This is a genomic window from Candidatus Avelusimicrobium caledoniensis (assembly GCF_902756455.1).
GTDB lineage: Bacteria > Elusimicrobiota > Elusimicrobia > Elusimicrobiales > Elusimicrobiaceae > Avelusimicrobium > Avelusimicrobium caledoniense.
The window spans coordinates 1-14,476 of sequence record NZ_CACVRB010000012.1; the positions used below are offsets into that span (position 1 = coordinate 1).

Below are 14,476 nucleotides of genomic sequence, written 5' to 3' on the forward strand. Positions count from 1 at the left end.
TCAAACATGTAAATTTTCTTCTCCGATTTGGCGCTTTTTGTAAACGGTGCTAAAGGGGCGGATAAACAACAAAAATATTACAGAATAACACGAAGTCCCCCTCGCAAAAGATAACATCATCAGCTTACAGAGGTTCAAGGCCTCATGCCTGCCCGGCAAGGGCCTTGACAAATCAAAAAAAAAAACGATAATAAAGGGACGCGAAAAAATAAATACTAATTTGTCATTCCGTACTTGATACGGAATCTCACCGCTTTCTAAAACGGCAACAAGGTGAGATCCTGAAACGAGTTCAGGATGACAATAGAATATTAAGGAGGAATTTATGCAAAAAGAAAATCAGAAAATGTCATACCGCAAGGCCGCCCCGTTATATCCCGGATTACAAATCTCCGGGATGACGAACGGGGCGAGCGCATTTACGCTTATTGAACTATTAGTTGTTGTGTTAATCATCGGCATTTTGGCGGCGGTGGCCGTACCGCAGTATGAAAAGGCCGTTTGGAAAAGCCGCGCCGCCAATTTACGCACGCTCTTAAGCAGTATTGCTACTGCGCAACAAGCATATTTTTTGGCTAATGGAACTTATCCGACTACTTTTGAAGAATTGACCATAGACTTAAATAATCTAACCGCAGCCAGCCGCCCGCCTTTATCCGGAGAGTATGGGATCTCATCGGAAGATATGACACGGTATAACGATTTATTTGAAATAGTTTTATTTCCAAACGGAGTAATTTCCTATTTCAGAACCGGAAAATATAAAGGGTGTGGACTGATGGTAAACTTTCAAACAGGCGAATGGGAATGCCGAGAATGGTATACATATTATACAGGTGCGGCCGGCGGGTTCTGCCAAAAAGTTATGCAAGCCGGTGCCTTGGAAAGCAATCAAGGTAACGTACGCGCGTACCCCTTATAACACAAAACACCCCGGGCTTTCGGCCCGGGGTGTTTTCATTGAGTTGTATATCTATTACGTATAACTTTCCAAATACGTGTGCAAGCCCTCTTTTTTCGCTTGCGCCACACCGGCTGAATATAATTCTTCGGCTTTTTCCGTTTGGCCGAGCGCATACAAGACTTGCGCGAGCGACAATTTCGTCAAAATCTGTCCGCGTTTTTCATCGGAATTATCAAAAAGCACTTGCGCTTCTTGCAAATCTTCCAATGCGTCTATCATTTTATTTTTGCGGCGCAACACATCGGCCCGGCCCCATTTTACAAACCCCAAGTCCACCGTATCATGGATAGAGGAGTAGAGTTTATCGGCCACGTTGTAATGGCGCAGGGCCTCGGCGTATTTACCTTGTTGGCGAAGTCCGTTTGCCATGCCGCAATGCGTATACGCGTTGCCAAACACGTCTTGCGTGTGTTTAAAAATCTTCTCGGCGAGTTTGTAATTTTTAACACACTCGTCAATTTTTCCGCAAATGCGGCTGATGCCCGCCAACCCACAATACCCATACGCCTCGTTAATTTTGTCGTGAATTTTTTTGGCCAGCGCGATAGATTTTTTAAACTGCAAAATACCTTCTTCAAAGTGACCCTGAAGACGGAAAATCCCCCCTTTGGCCCAGTGAATAAAACTCATCCCGGCGTAATCTTTATTTTGCGTGTAAGCGGCAAGCACCGTGTCCAAAAGTTCCAGTGCATCGTCTAATTTTCCCCATGCGCGAAGTGCCATACCCATTTCTTGCATGGCACGCACGATGTAATCGTCATATTCCAGTTCGCCGGCCATTTGGAAAGTTTCATCCGCCAGTTCATACGCCGCGGCGGCGTGCCCGAGCGTGCGGTAACAGGCCGACATCGCCAGTAAAATATCCATGCGTTCTTCTAATACATCGGCGATTTTGAGTCCTTTGGCGTACGTCAGCAAGGCCGTTTCAAAATTGCCTAGTTGCCGCTCGGCCTCGCCTTGCAAAAACCACGCTTGCGCGTCTTTAGTGCGTTGTTTTTTTAAAATTGTAAGCGCGCGGGCGGGCTCATTTTTTTCTAGCAACTCATAAATTTCTTCCATGTCCAATTTTGCCATAGCACTCTCCTATTTTAAATGTTTTTTGATTTCGTTTAACGTGTCATCCAAGTCGTAGGGTTTGGGAATAAAATAGTCTGCCCCCGCTTCTTTGGCGCGCTCTTGCGATTCCGGGTCCGACAGGGTGGACATAATAATTACCGGGATACGCCACGTGTCGTTATCCGTCTTTAATAATTTACATACTTCAAATCCGCTTAATTTGGGTAACATCAAATCAAGCAAAATCAGATCGGGCTTTTCCGCCTTGGCTAGCGACACCCCTTCCACCCCGTTTTGCGCCCAAAAAACCTCTATACCCTCTACTTTCAGCGCACCCGAAAGTGCCGTCCCCAATACTTTGGAATCTTCAATCATTACAATTTTTTTCATACTTAAATTTCTTTGCACTCTTGTCGGTAAATTTCAACAGCTTGCGTATAATCGTGGGCGTTTTTCATAATAGCATTGACTTCATCTTCTTCCAAACGGCGTATAATTTTAGCCGGAACGCCCATCACAAGCGAGCCGGCGGGAATATTTTTCCCGGCGGGTACGACCGCGCCCGCACCGATAATGCAGTTGGGGCCGATTTCGCTTTCCATGACTACCGCGTTCATCCCGATTAAACAATTATCACCGATTTTACTGCCGTGCACAATGGCCCCGTGCCCCACGCTCACGCCTTTGCCGATCACAGCCGGCATGCCGTAATTGACGTGTACACACGCATTGTCTTGGATATTGGAATTATCGCCAATTTCAATGCCCGCAATATCGCCGCGCAATACCGCACACGGCCAAACAGATACGTTTTCCCCCAGTTTTACATCGCCGAGAATTACCGCCGTCTTATGCACAAAGCTACTGGCAGGCACGTGCGGGGTTTTGTCTTTAATGCGCTCTTTCATGGGCCACTCCTTTGCGTTTGGGTGATTTAGGCGGGGAAGATAATTGCAATCCCCAATAGATAAAAATACTGACCATACCGGGCAAAATGTAATAGACCACGCGGTAGATGAGCGTAGCCATTAAAGCGGCGTCCCAGTCAATACCCATTTGGGCATACACAGCCGTCATGGCAAGCTCCATAGCTCCCAGACCGCCGGGCAAAATGGGAATAAGCGTGGTTACCATCCCAATAGCAAACCCGGCTACGAGTACGCCCGCTGCGATGTGAACACCCACCGCGCGAAACGCAAAAAACAACACTAAAATCGTAAATAACCAATCGGCACAAACATAAATAATTGTCCACGTCATTTTTTTCTTTTTCTTGTGGATTAGCGCGATACCCTCGTCCAACTGATCCATAAAATCATCGTAGCGGCCTTTGGGAATTAACGCCCCAAACACATGGAACAGTATTTTATTAAGTAAGCGAAATAATTTGCGCACCGATTTATACCGCCACTCGTTATTAAATAAAAACGCGGTTACCGCGCCGCATACGGCACACATCACCACAATCAAAATAAAATTTTTGAGCAGTTGCACCGGAGTCGCCGACGAGTGAAAAAGCATTAAAACAGAGCCCTGCAAAATAATCACAGCCAGTACAAAATATAAAAGTACCGTAATAACAATACTGGCTGTAACGCACGTGCCAAACGGCACGCGCCGGCGGTTTAATAGATGCGCGCGCAACGCAAATCCGCTCGCCCCCAGCGAAGAAACCGCATAGTTGACCGTCGTGGAAACAAGCGCAATACCAATAGCCGCCCCCTTGCCGATACGCCGGCCCATGATACGCAGCACCTCGTATAAACTCATGCCCATCGCCACGTAAATCAGCACCGAAGACGCTACCGACAAAAACAAATACCGGGTTTGCACCGTCTGCCAGATTTTAACAAAGCTGTCTTTGGCCTGATAGATCATCGCAGCCAGCACACCGACGGATAACAAAATACCCAACGCATATAAAGAATATTTAACTGATTTTTTCACGTAATAAACTCCAAAAAAACGTTTAATAAATTATATAATTTATTTAAGGTAAAAAGCACTTTCCCCCGCAGTCAAATTGCGGTTATTTTTTTCTCATGGGGTTGGATATGAAATCAATTAAAGTGATCGGCGCAAAAGGCCACAATTTAAAAAACATTACGGTAGAAATACCCAAAGACAAAATGACGGTCGTAACCGGGCTGTCCGGATCGGGCAAGAGTTCGCTGGCGTTTGACACCATTTACGCCGAAGGCCAACGCCGCTACGTGGAAAGCATGTCGGCCTATGCCCGGCAATTTTTGGAGCTCATGGAAAAGCCCGATGTAGAGCACATTGAAGGGCTTTCCCCTGCTATTTCCATTGAACAACGAAACCCGTCTAAAAACCCGCGTTCTACCGTTTCTACCGTTACGGAAATTTACGATTATTTACGTTTACTTTTTGCGCGCGTAGGCAAGCGCTATTGCCCGCACTGCGGCCGGGCGGTGGAAACATGGAGTGTGCAAGGTATCGCACAGGATATTTTGAAAAAATTTGCAGACAAAACGCTCTATATTTTATCCCCCGTCGTGCGCGGACGAACAGGCACCTACGAAGAACTGTTTGCTAAGTTTAAGAAAGAAGGATATGTCAAAGCGCGCGTCAACGGCGAAGTCGTCACCTTAGACCATGTACCGACGTTAGAGCGTTACAAAAAGCATACGATTGAACTGGTAGTAGATGAATTTTACGTAGATGAATTTGACCGCGAACGATTGGTGGAAAGTTTGGAAACTGCGTCAAAATACGCGCAAGGGCTCGTACATATTTTGGAAACGTCCGGCGCGAAACCCGTTGATTTTACGTACAGCGAAAGCAACGCCTGTGCGCATTGCGGTATCGGGTTTAGCGAGTTAGAGCCGCGGCTTTTTTCGTTTAACTCCCCCTACGGTGCGTGCCCGGAGTGCAACGGCTTGGGCGTAAAAATTGAAGTAGACGAAACGCTCGTCGTACCCAACCCCGATTTGGCGTTAAATGAAGGGGCTATTGACGCGTGGGAAAACCCGGTTACCACCCGCACGCACCGGTGGAAAAACTCGTGGAGCGGGTATTATTACGATATGTTAAAACAAGTTTGCCGCCAACAACATATTTCCATGACAACGCCGTGGAAAAAACTCCCCAAGGCCCAGCGCGACTTGCTTTTGTACGGCACGGGGAACGCCACCTATACGTCCATTATTTCCGGCGGAAAACAAGATTTTGAAGGTGTGATTACCAACCTAAAACGCCGCGTGCAAGAGAGCGAAAGCGATTTTGTTAAAGAAGAAGTTACCCAGCGTTTTATGCGTGAAATTGAATGTCCCGTTTGTAAAGGAAAACGCTTAAAACCCGAGGCACTTGCCGTAAAAGTAGACGGTAAAAACATTGACGAAATTACCTCGTTGCAGGTATCTGCGGCTAAAGCGTTCTTTGACAAAATTCACTTGTCTGACAAAGAAAAAATTATTGCTAAAGACGTCTTAAAAGAAATTCGCGCGCGGTTGGACTTTTTAAACAGTGTGGGCCTTTCCTATTTGACACTCAACCGCAAAAGCCAAACGCTCTCCGGCGGCGAAGCACAACGCATCCATTTGGCTACGCAAATCGGCTCGGGGCTCACGGGCGTGCTATATGTGTTAGACGAACCGACGATCGGGCTTCACCCGCGCGACAACGACCGCCTTATATCCACCTTAAAAGATCTGCGCGATTTGGACAACACGCTTATTATTGTGGAACACGATAAAGACACGATTTTGTCTGCTGATTATATCGTGGAACTTGGGCCCGCGGCCGGCGAAAACGGCGGACAAATTGTAGCGGCCGAGCCCACCAAAAATTTTTTGAAAAACAAAACCTCGCTCACGGCCTCTTATTTAAACGGGCGTAACATTATTTTACCGCGCGAAAAATTACGCAAAGGCAACGGAAAATTTTTAACCATTTGCGGCGCCAAACAATTTAACTTAAAAGACATTGACGTCAAAATTCCGCTCGGCAAATTCGTGTGTGTAACGGGCGTGTCCGGCTCGGGCAAGAGTACGCTGGTGCACCAGATTTTATACAAAGCCCTTGCGCGCAAATTTTACGGAGCTAAAGACGCGCCCGGCGCACACGATAGTATCAAAGGGCTTGATAACATAGACAAAGTCATCATCGTGGACCAAAGCCCGATCGGCAAAACGCCGCGCAGTAACCCGGCTACGTACACGGGCGTATTTTCGCACATCCGCGATTTATTTGCGCAGATGCCCGAGGCCAAACGGCGCGGATATAAGCCGGGGCGATTTTCGTTTAACGTCAAAGGCGGACGGTGCGAAAAGTGCCAGGGCGACGGTATTTTAAAAATTCAAATGCAATTTTTGCCCGATATTTATGTGAAATGCGAGGAGTGCAACGGACAGCGTTTTAACGAGGACACCTTGCAAGTAAAATTCAAAGGGAAAAGTATTGCTGACGTCTTAAATTTAAGTGTCTCGCAAGCGTTGGAATTTTTTGACGCTATTCCCAAAATCAAACGCTGTTTACAAACACTTAACGACGTAGGCCTGGGATATATCAAACTCGGTCAAGCGGCTACTACGTTATCAGGTGGCGAGGCGCAACGCGTCAAACTGGCAGACGAACTTTCCCGCAAAGGGACCGGCAACACGCTTTATATTTTAGACGAGCCGACGACCGGACTTCACTTTGCCGACATTGATAAACTCTTGCACGTCTTGCACGATTTGGCTGACCGCGGAAACACCGTCCTCATTATTGAGCACAATTTGGACGTTATTAAAACGGCCGATTGGCTGATTGACCTCGGGCCGGAGGGCGGCGACAAGGGCGGCCAAATTGTATGCGAGGGCACACCGGCCGACGTAGCCAAGTGCGCTAAATCATATACCGGGAAATACCTAAAGCCGGAACTTGCCGCCGTGCAAGATTATTTAAAAAAGCACCCCGGCGAGGCCTTACACGGCGTGGAAGAAAAGAAAAAATTAGTTAGGTAACGTGTAAAAATAACTTGCGACACTGTTATATTTAACCGTCGTTGCGGTATCCAATTTGGCCTTTTCTATTTTTTTACAAAAAGAGCCCGACGTACCGGTGAAATAAACAGCTCGTTCCACACACCACATTGCTCCGTCTTCCGTGTAAGCAAAGCCCGCGCATTTGTACGGGCCGTCCGTCCACCAGGCCATGATCGGCGGATTTACGCGTAATTGAACCTCAAAATTATCCCCCTTGCGCCCCAAATCATCGTGAGCAACCATTCCGCATTTGCTGCCGTCACTCACAGTAAGCGGTAAATCTATACTGAGTTCATCAAAACGATTCGTAAAATTTCCGTTGCTCATGCGATATGCTTGTTGGGCTTTCCCTACCGAGCTAACCAATGTTTTAAGTTGCGCGTTGCGGCTTTTCCATACCGCCTTTTGATATTGTGGCAACGCCACCGCCGCGAGTATGCCGATGATGAGCACAACAACCAGCAGTTCAATAAGCGTGAAACCGCCGCGTTGCTTTCTACGTAGGTCAGGCTCTGCCTGACAGGGTTTGACCGATTTTGTAGTCAGTAACATAAGGATACATGCCTCTTGCGAGGCATTGTCAGGCATAGCCTGACCTACATTTTTATTTCTTTCCATAACAAAAACTCCTCCTTTTGATTCTTGTTTAATACAATTAAATCAAAAAAAAAAAACGATGTCAAGACCCTTGCCGGGCCCAGGCATTTTGAGAGTCAACTTTCATTTAATTAGAGCCACACTGTTTTGCATTGTCGCTTTGTAGCGCAACAACTCCCGCGCAATTTGTTACCATATATATATGGCAAAACAAAAACACGCCGAACACGTATTACCCGCCGCAGAACATTTTTTGCATAAAGCTCTCGTGCACGTAACGGGTGCGCTGGGGCTACTTATCAGTATTTCGTTTTTTACCGCCACATACGATACCGCACAAGTAAAACTCACGCTGTTACACATGGGCGGGCTCCTTTTGGCGGCGTTGTGGGCTTCGTTGCAAATCACGCGGCGCAAAAGTTTTTTAACAAAACAAAATTTACCCGTTCTACTGCCTGTACTTATTTATATCGGGTGGAACATCCTTTGCTATATTTTCGCCCCCCTCCACGCCGAAGCCGCCGAAGAATTTATCCGCTTTTTGCTCTACGGTGTCATTACGTTACTGGCCGCCACGGAGTTTGATTTTAACGATCTTAAACTAATTACCAACTGGTTGTTGGCGGCGGTATGGATTTCTTTTATATACGCGGCGGTACAAATGCTGGATGTGTTTTTCCCCGGGCTTGACCCGATGCCGTGGCGCGGCTTTTTTACAAAACGCATTTTTTCCACACACGCTAACCCCAACTTCTTTGCCGATTTTGTTATTTTCTCGTCTTGTATTTTAGGTAGTGTATATTTAGCAAAACGCCAAAAAAAATATTTGTTCCTAGCGGCGTTGGGGCTTGCAGCCCTCTTTTTTACCGAGAGTAAAGGCGCGTGGCTTGCCTACACAGGGGCGGCTACGCTGGGCGTGTTACTTTATACCAACTACTGCGCCCCCGCCCTAAAAAAATACCGCCTCAAAATAAATACGCTTGTTCTTGTAGCCGCGTTGGGCGTGAGCATATTGGCGGGCGTGTATACGGTCAAGCGTTTTCAATCGGTTAGTTTCCGCACGCACACGTGGTTAGCTACCTTGGAAATGATTAAAGACCACCCCATTATGGGTGTGGGGACGGGCAATTTCAAAACCGTTTATTCCGCATACCGCCGCCCGCAAATTTTCTATATTGAAAATTCGCACAACGTGGAAACACAACACGCCGAAAACGAACTGTTAGAACAAGGCGCGGTGTCCGGTATCGTCGGGCTATTTATCTTTTTGTGGCTGATGTATCACGTGTTTGGTCTGGCGTTTGGCTCGCTACGTAACAGCGAATTTTCCCCGGAACAAAAATATTATTTGCTCGGGTACACAGCCGCACTGGGCGGAATGCTAACGCATAGTTTGGTGGATATTTCTATCCGGTTTGCATCCAGCGGATTTTTCTTTGCGCTATTTATGGGGCTGATTATTTCGCTCTGCCGCCCGACGGAAAAAACGGCTGCTATACCCCCTGTTTCTTCGCCCGCGTGGGTATTGTGGACAGAACGGCTGTTGCTTGCTTTTGGGCTCGTGTGGCTTGTCATCACGCTCATTAAATTATTCCATGAAATCACATCTGCCTTGGGTACTGCTACGCCGGGAGATGTGGGCTTACTTGCCGTGGCGTGGGTGGTGTTTGTAGGCGCATTACTTGCCGCAAGCGTGATACTGCTGCGCGCGGCATGGCAGCAAAAAAATGCGCTTGCCATCGTCCCGTTGTGTTTAGTAGTGCCGCTTGAATTTGCGGCATATTGTCCGTTTCAGGCGAATCATTATTACAGTTTGGGTATCTCGTTTAATAACATGGGAAATGTAGAAGGAGCTTTGGGCTATTTTACAAAAGCGGTGCAATTTAACCCGTTGCAAGCCGAGTACCGCCAATTCCGCGCCAACTTATTTATGGCAATATTAGATTTAACCAACCGATTTTCCCCCATTCGCGGCGACACGCAAACTCCGTCCGACGATTTTTCCCGCGCATTAGCCGATTACGCCGTCGTGGAACGCCGTTCGCCCAATCATCCGCTGTTACACCATAATAAAGGTCAACTTTATTATAAAATGGCGTTAACGCGTTCGGACCAAGCATCCAAATCGCACAGCAAAACGGAATATGATTTCTTCAAACAAGACGCGTTGGATAATATGGACAAGGCCAAAAAATCGTTCGCGCGTGCACTGCAAAGCGACCCGACCAACCCCGAAACATACATGTATTTGGTGCAAATCGGGTTACTGGAAAACAACGTGGACGAGGCACAACAGTGGCTGAATAAATTTCGCCAAGGGCCTGAGGGCGTAACGGAAGAAGAATTTTTGAAACAACATCAAAATTATCCCGTGGCAGACCAACTGCAACAGCAAGTAAACGCGCGCCGCGCGCAACAACTTGCCCGACGTGAAAAATAGAATAGTAGCCGCACGCGCAAGAAAGCGGCGTGCAAAAGTTTTACTTTTTTTGTAGAATATAGAGGTAATAAGAATTTGTTGCCAAGATAGCTCAGCTGGTAGAGCAATCGCTTCGTAAGCGATAGGTCCGGGGTTCGATCCCCCGTCTTGGCTTTTTTTAGGCCCCTCGTCGGGGCCTTTTTTATGAAGAGAAACGCCGTTATTTCGCACTATTACCATCTTAAAATTGGCTTGAAATAGTGTGCAACAACGGGGCGGGGAAGCAGTAGCGGTGTCAGCATAGTGTCAGCATAAAAGCAATTTTAAAATCTTTGGATCTTATCTTTGCACAGCGCAAAAATTTGATCAACAAACACTCTTTTCACTAAAATTCTTCCAGCAGATAAGTTAATCTTATTTATTATTTTCAATAGGCATATTATACAACGTCGGTTTGGCAGGAGTTCCATTAGCCGTTACAGCCGGATTTGGAACATAATGGAAAATTTGCCCATTTTCATAGATGGCGTATAATTCTCCGCCATCATATAAATTGGAACTAACTCCTGTCACCAATCCATTCTTTCCATAGTTCATACCTTCTTGAGGATTGAGCACAGTACTATTGGCCATATCTTTCTCCACCTTCTTCAAAGTTTTTCCAGTTGTATCTGCTATTATTTTTGCAATTTTTTCTGTATCAATTTGAATGCTTTTTACTCGTTCTTCTACATCTTTTTCACGTAGAACCTCTTGATTAGAAAATTGCGTTGTGATAGGATGTATCAAAAAACTAGAATGCGGAACGCAAAGGCGCTCCTTTCCAGCGCAAAAAACTACCGTGGCAATACTATCCACAGAACCAAAATTGTAGGTAATAACTTCCGCATTTATACCTTTAAGATAATTATACACAGCAATTCCATGAAACACTGAACCGCCGCCGGACGATAACAACAGATGTATATGGCTGCAGCGGTCTTTCACTGCATTATCTATACAAGTAAAGAGCGCATGTGTTGTTTGGGGTAGAACAGGGGCCATGAACCTAATCCATATATGCTTCGTCATATGTATAGTATAGCAATTTTAGCAATCATTTCAACTACATATTATCCTCTACAATTCGGAGTTAAGGACGCCTCTTAATCGTCATAATAAATTGTCACGTTCTGGATGTCTAAAAATGAATAAATTCTTATAATTTTCTATAATACTAGTCAAGAGAGGATGCAATAGCGGAGTTTTTATGCAAGATTTTAAAAATAAAATTATATTAGGTGATTGTATAGAGGAAATGAAAAAATTGCCTAGCAGTTCGTTTGATATCGTTATTGCTGATCCGCCTTATAATATTGGCAAAGATTTTGGCAACAATTTTGATAATTACTCTTTGGAAGAATATATATCTTGGTCTAAAAAATGGATACGAGAATGTCGGCGCCTTTTGAAGGATACAGGGACGATGTTTGTGTACGGCTTTGATGAAATATTAGCGCATCTTTCAGTTATGTTTCCTATTGGCCAACAGCGTTGGCTAATATGGTACTACACGAACAAAAATGTTCCATCACTTAATTTTTGGCAACGCAGTCATGAATCAATTATTTGTCATTGGAAACAGACCCCTATTTTTAATAGAGACAATGTCCGTGAACCGTATACCGAAGGATTTCTCAAGGGCAGTGCTGGACGAATCCGACCAAATACAAAAGGCCGTTTCTCTCGGGAATCCTCCCAACCTACGGTGTATAAAGCGCATGCGCAAGGGGCTTTGCCGCGTGATGTATTTTCTATTTCCACCTTGGCTGGTGGTGCGGCTTTACGCGAACGTAATATTTTTTGTAAAACTTGTGGGAAATTAATAGATCCCCATCAGCGCAAATTTCATGAAGGACATGATGTGATTATCCATCCCACCCAAAAACCTCTTTCCTTAACTGAAAAATTAATCCTTTCGTCAAAACCAAAATCGGATTTTTCCGTGTTGATTCCGTTTGGGGGAAGTGGTTCCGAGTGTTTATGTACGCTGACACACGGGGGGCAATTTACTGCATTTGAACTGAATCCTGATTATGTTAAATTGTCACAAGCGGTAGTTGATAATTATATGTCGAGTTGCCTCTTATAACAATTCTTTGAATGCCTCAGGTGTGAAAACAACAAATCCGTTGTCTAATCTATCTAAAGTACCATTTAGGTTAAATTTTTTGAATTCCTTTAAGGAATTCTTAATCTTTCCTTTATTCACCCCGACTTTATATGTAAAATTTAGTTCGTAATCTAAAGGGGAAGGAACTATATAAAAAACATCTTTCACATCGCTTTCTTGATGTTGGTTTTCTTGCCTACGTGCAAATTCAGGTCTATGGGTGACTTTTTTAATTTGTATTTTTATTTCCGTTCCATCTAGTTTGGTAACAAGAATATCCACATTGCGGTGATCTAATTCTGTCCCCATTTTGATTGTATCTTTCCCAAAAACAGATTCCGCCACATAGCCACCGTGAATCTGCGTAATGAGGGAAGCCCATGTCCGATAAATTCTTGCTTCTAACCCACGAGAAAAACAATCGCACTCCAGGCCAAAGCCCGATTTCTGCCAAAAAGATTTAATATCGGTTTCGTGCGTTTGCCAATATACTTTGTAGTAATCTTCAAAAGAGAGCGGCGTTTTTAGATTGTCTTTGTTTTGCCAATACTGTTCATAAATTGTTTGCAATGCTTGAATATTTTTAGGCAAATCCATTTCTACAATTTTCGTTTTGGAGTATTTTGCTCGGTATTTATCGAGATCAATTTCTTTTAAAAAATTTGTAAAAGTATCATAGGTAAATTTCATTTTTGGTTCTCCAGTAAATCAGTAATTCTTATGGATAACGCATTAGCTAATTTTTCCAAGATTATAACACTTATGTTGCATTGGGCACGCTCAATCAGTCCGATATAATTATTGTGCAATTCGGCTTTTTCAGCTAATTTTGCTTGAGTTAACCCTTGCTTAGTACGTTCTTTTCGCAAATTTATAGCGATTGTGTGTATGATGTTATCCATTGTTTTTATAATACGAAAAATGGAACAAGTAGAAAACACACTATATTGTGTATTTCAGTTAAGGCAAAATTATACAGATATATTTTAATGGTAGAAAATGGTATAGGGCTAATTTGTGTCAGCATAATAGTCAGCATACAGTCTAAGAAAACTTGCCCCGTCTTGGCTAAAATTTAACCCCCCGCGTAAACGGGGGTTTTTGTTAGATCAACTGACATTCCATTACTTTCTTTCTTTAAAGAAAGAAATATCTACCTCTTATTTTTTGCTATACTATAAAAAGTAGTAGGATTTTAAAAAAGGGAGAGTTTTATGAGAAACCAACAAGGTTTTACGTTAATTGAATTACTCGTTGTTGTACTGATTATCGGTATTTTAACGGCTGTTGCTCTGCCGCAATATACTACCGCTGTTGAAAAATCCCGCGCAGCTGAGGCATTAACGCTTATGAGTGCCGTTACCGGTGCGGTTGAACGATACCGCTTGCAAAAAGACGATTGGCCACCTGCCGCAACGGCCGCCGACGGTGCTTCTTTTGCCAAATTAGACGTAGAAATTCCGCCGATCTCCGGCACCGCGCTTTACGGGGGAGCTAACTTCTACATGACCTTTGGGCCTGTTGCGGGAGCGAATAACAAATTTACCGTTACGGCTACCCGCCGCTTAAACGATACGACGCAGCAATACCTGTTAAAAACGGAAATTACCGAAGCCACCAACGGTACATTTTCTGTCAAACGCACCTGCACCCGGCACGACGGAACAGCTATCACCGAAACCGATACTTCCGAAGCCGCTAAATTCTGCAACGCAGTAACCAGCGGTAAACCGAACGGGTTTTAATCAAGTATGACTTGTAAAAAAAGCGGAACTTTTGTTCCGCTTTTTTTATTTAATGCGTCCGCAAACGGTTTCAAATGCAAGTATAGCCCGCGCATTATTTTCATGGATATCCGCCAGTTTTTCGTCGCTCAAATCAAACCGGATGTGGCATACGGCTGCCCTACTTTTAACGTCCGGCGCGGCGCAGGCGTTCGCGCACAGCATCAGCAGGCAAACGCTCCACACGTTGCATAATGTTTTGAACACGGGCCACCTCCTTGGCTTCTTGTTTAAGTGCTTGCAAGCGGGCGGCTTTTTTACCGTCTTGCCGCGCCCAGAAAACTGCCACGGATAAACAGATAATCAGTCCGTACAACAGCCACATCATTTTGTTTTCCCGCCGACAAACGAGCCGTCCGCATTACACAAAGACAACGCAGACAAAATTTTAATAATTTTGGCTAGCGCGTTATCGTCACTGCTCGTCGGGGTCAGTTTTACTATGAGCGTAGCTAACGCCACCACCGCCCCCAGAATTTGTAATAGTTCGTCATAATGTTGTGTGATAAACGTCAT

The 14,476-nt window shown here is 44.9% G+C and carries 15 protein-coding genes and 1 tRNA gene; 6 read left to right on the plus strand and 10 right to left on the minus strand.

The features are described from left to right. Nucleotides 1–325 precede the first annotated feature (325 nt). Nucleotides 326–922, plus strand: coding sequence for a type IV pilin protein (locus ACQY2W_RS03715; protein ID WP_428049505.1), 597 nt, complete (start codon nucleotides 326–328; stop codon nucleotides 920–922). Between the two features lie 54 nt (nucleotides 923–976). On the opposite strand, the gene ACQY2W_RS03720 is transcribed toward ACQY2W_RS03715, so the two are convergent. Genes ACQY2W_RS03720 through ACQY2W_RS03735 form a run of 4 tightly spaced genes read right to left on the minus strand, consistent with a single transcriptional unit; the run spans nucleotide 977 to nucleotide 3,967 of the window. After that, on the minus strand, nucleotides 977–2,038 hold the full coding sequence (locus tag ACQY2W_RS03720; RefSeq protein WP_428049507.1) for a tetratricopeptide repeat protein: 1,062 nt from the start codon (nucleotides 2,036–2,038) through the stop codon (nucleotides 977–979). Between the two features lie 9 nt (nucleotides 2,039–2,047). Then, on the minus strand, nucleotides 2,048–2,410 hold the full coding sequence (locus tag ACQY2W_RS03725; RefSeq protein WP_428049509.1) for a response regulator transcription factor: 363 nt from the start codon (nucleotides 2,408–2,410) through the stop codon (nucleotides 2,048–2,050). A 2-nt stretch (nucleotides 2,411–2,412) separates the two neighbouring features. Next, the gene (locus ACQY2W_RS03730) at nucleotides 2,413–2,928 is read right to left on the minus strand and encodes a gamma carbonic anhydrase family protein (protein WP_428049511.1); all 516 of its coding nucleotides are present in this window, start codon (nucleotides 2,926–2,928) and stop codon (nucleotides 2,413–2,415) included. Continuing rightward, complete coding sequence (locus ACQY2W_RS03735) at nucleotides 2,912–3,967, minus strand: lysylphosphatidylglycerol synthase transmembrane domain-containing protein (RefSeq protein ID WP_428049513.1); 1,056 nt, start codon at nucleotides 3,965–3,967, stop codon at nucleotides 2,912–2,914. The genes ACQY2W_RS03730 and ACQY2W_RS03735 overlap by 17 nt, the downstream gene beginning before the upstream one ends. 107 nt (nucleotides 3,968–4,074) lie before the next feature. Here ACQY2W_RS03735 and uvrA point away from each other — a divergent pair, with 107 nt between their 5' ends. Next, on the plus strand, nucleotides 4,075–6,987 hold the full coding sequence (gene uvrA, locus ACQY2W_RS03740; protein ID WP_428049515.1) for an excinuclease ABC subunit UvrA: 2,913 nt from the start codon (nucleotides 4,075–4,077) through the stop codon (nucleotides 6,985–6,987). On the opposite strand, the gene ACQY2W_RS03745 is transcribed toward uvrA, so the two are convergent. After that, on the minus strand, nucleotides 6,976–7,626 hold the full coding sequence (locus ACQY2W_RS03745) for a type IV pilin protein (protein WP_428049517.1): 651 nt from the start codon (nucleotides 7,624–7,626) through the stop codon (nucleotides 6,976–6,978). The two genes, uvrA and ACQY2W_RS03745, sit on opposite strands and share 12 nt — an antisense overlap. 181 nt (nucleotides 7,627–7,807) lie before the next feature. Between ACQY2W_RS03745 and ACQY2W_RS03750 the strand changes: the two genes are divergently transcribed. Beyond that, nucleotides 7,808–10,045 carry an O-antigen ligase family protein gene (locus ACQY2W_RS03750; RefSeq protein WP_428049519.1) on the plus strand — a complete coding sequence of 746 codons (2,238 nt, stop codon included), beginning with the start codon at nucleotides 7,808–7,810 and terminating at the stop codon, nucleotides 10,043–10,045. 80 nt (nucleotides 10,046–10,125) lie between these two features. Next, nucleotides 10,126–10,198, plus strand: a tRNA-Thr gene (locus tag ACQY2W_RS03755). 240 nt (nucleotides 10,199–10,438) lie between these two features. Here ACQY2W_RS03755 and ACQY2W_RS03760 read toward each other — a convergent pair. Then, nucleotides 10,439–11,095, minus strand: coding sequence for a ClpP family protease (locus tag ACQY2W_RS03760; protein WP_428049521.1), 657 nt, complete (start codon nucleotides 11,093–11,095; stop codon nucleotides 10,439–10,441). A gap of 178 nt (nucleotides 11,096–11,273) precedes the next feature. On the opposite strand from ACQY2W_RS03760, the gene ACQY2W_RS03765 reads away from it, so the two are divergent. Further along, nucleotides 11,274–12,155, plus strand: a complete 882-nt coding sequence (locus ACQY2W_RS03765) for a DNA-methyltransferase (RefSeq protein WP_428049523.1) — start codon at nucleotides 11,274–11,276, stop codon at nucleotides 12,153–12,155. On the opposite strand, the gene ACQY2W_RS03770 is transcribed toward ACQY2W_RS03765, so the two are convergent. After that, on the minus strand, nucleotides 12,150–12,866 hold the full coding sequence (locus tag ACQY2W_RS03770) for a TaqI family restriction endonuclease (protein WP_428049525.1): 717 nt from the start codon (nucleotides 12,864–12,866) through the stop codon (nucleotides 12,150–12,152). The two genes, ACQY2W_RS03765 and ACQY2W_RS03770, sit on opposite strands and share 6 nt — an antisense overlap. Beyond that, the gene (locus tag ACQY2W_RS03775) at nucleotides 12,863–13,078 is read right to left on the minus strand and encodes a helix-turn-helix domain-containing protein (RefSeq protein ID WP_428049527.1); all 216 of its coding nucleotides are present in this window, start codon (nucleotides 13,076–13,078) and stop codon (nucleotides 12,863–12,865) included. The genes ACQY2W_RS03770 and ACQY2W_RS03775 overlap by 4 nt, the downstream gene beginning before the upstream one ends. Before the next feature lie 312 nt (nucleotides 13,079–13,390). On the opposite strand from ACQY2W_RS03775, the gene ACQY2W_RS03780 reads away from it, so the two are divergent. Beyond that, a complete protein-coding gene (locus ACQY2W_RS03780) occupies nucleotides 13,391–13,921 on the plus strand; it encodes a type IV pilin protein (protein WP_428049529.1) in 531 nt (176 codons plus the stop codon). A gap of 166 nt (nucleotides 13,922–14,087) precedes the next feature. Here the strand turns inward: ACQY2W_RS03780 and ACQY2W_RS03785 are convergent, their stop codons facing one another. After that, on the minus strand, nucleotides 14,088–14,288 hold the full coding sequence (locus ACQY2W_RS03785; protein ID WP_428049531.1) for a hypothetical protein: 201 nt from the start codon (nucleotides 14,286–14,288) through the stop codon (nucleotides 14,088–14,090). Continuing rightward, nucleotides 14,285–14,476 carry a hypothetical protein gene (locus ACQY2W_RS03790; protein ID WP_428049533.1) on the minus strand — a complete coding sequence of 64 codons (192 nt, stop codon included), beginning with the start codon at nucleotides 14,474–14,476 and terminating at the stop codon, nucleotides 14,285–14,287. Before ACQY2W_RS03790 ends, ACQY2W_RS03785 begins: the two co-directional genes overlap by 4 nt.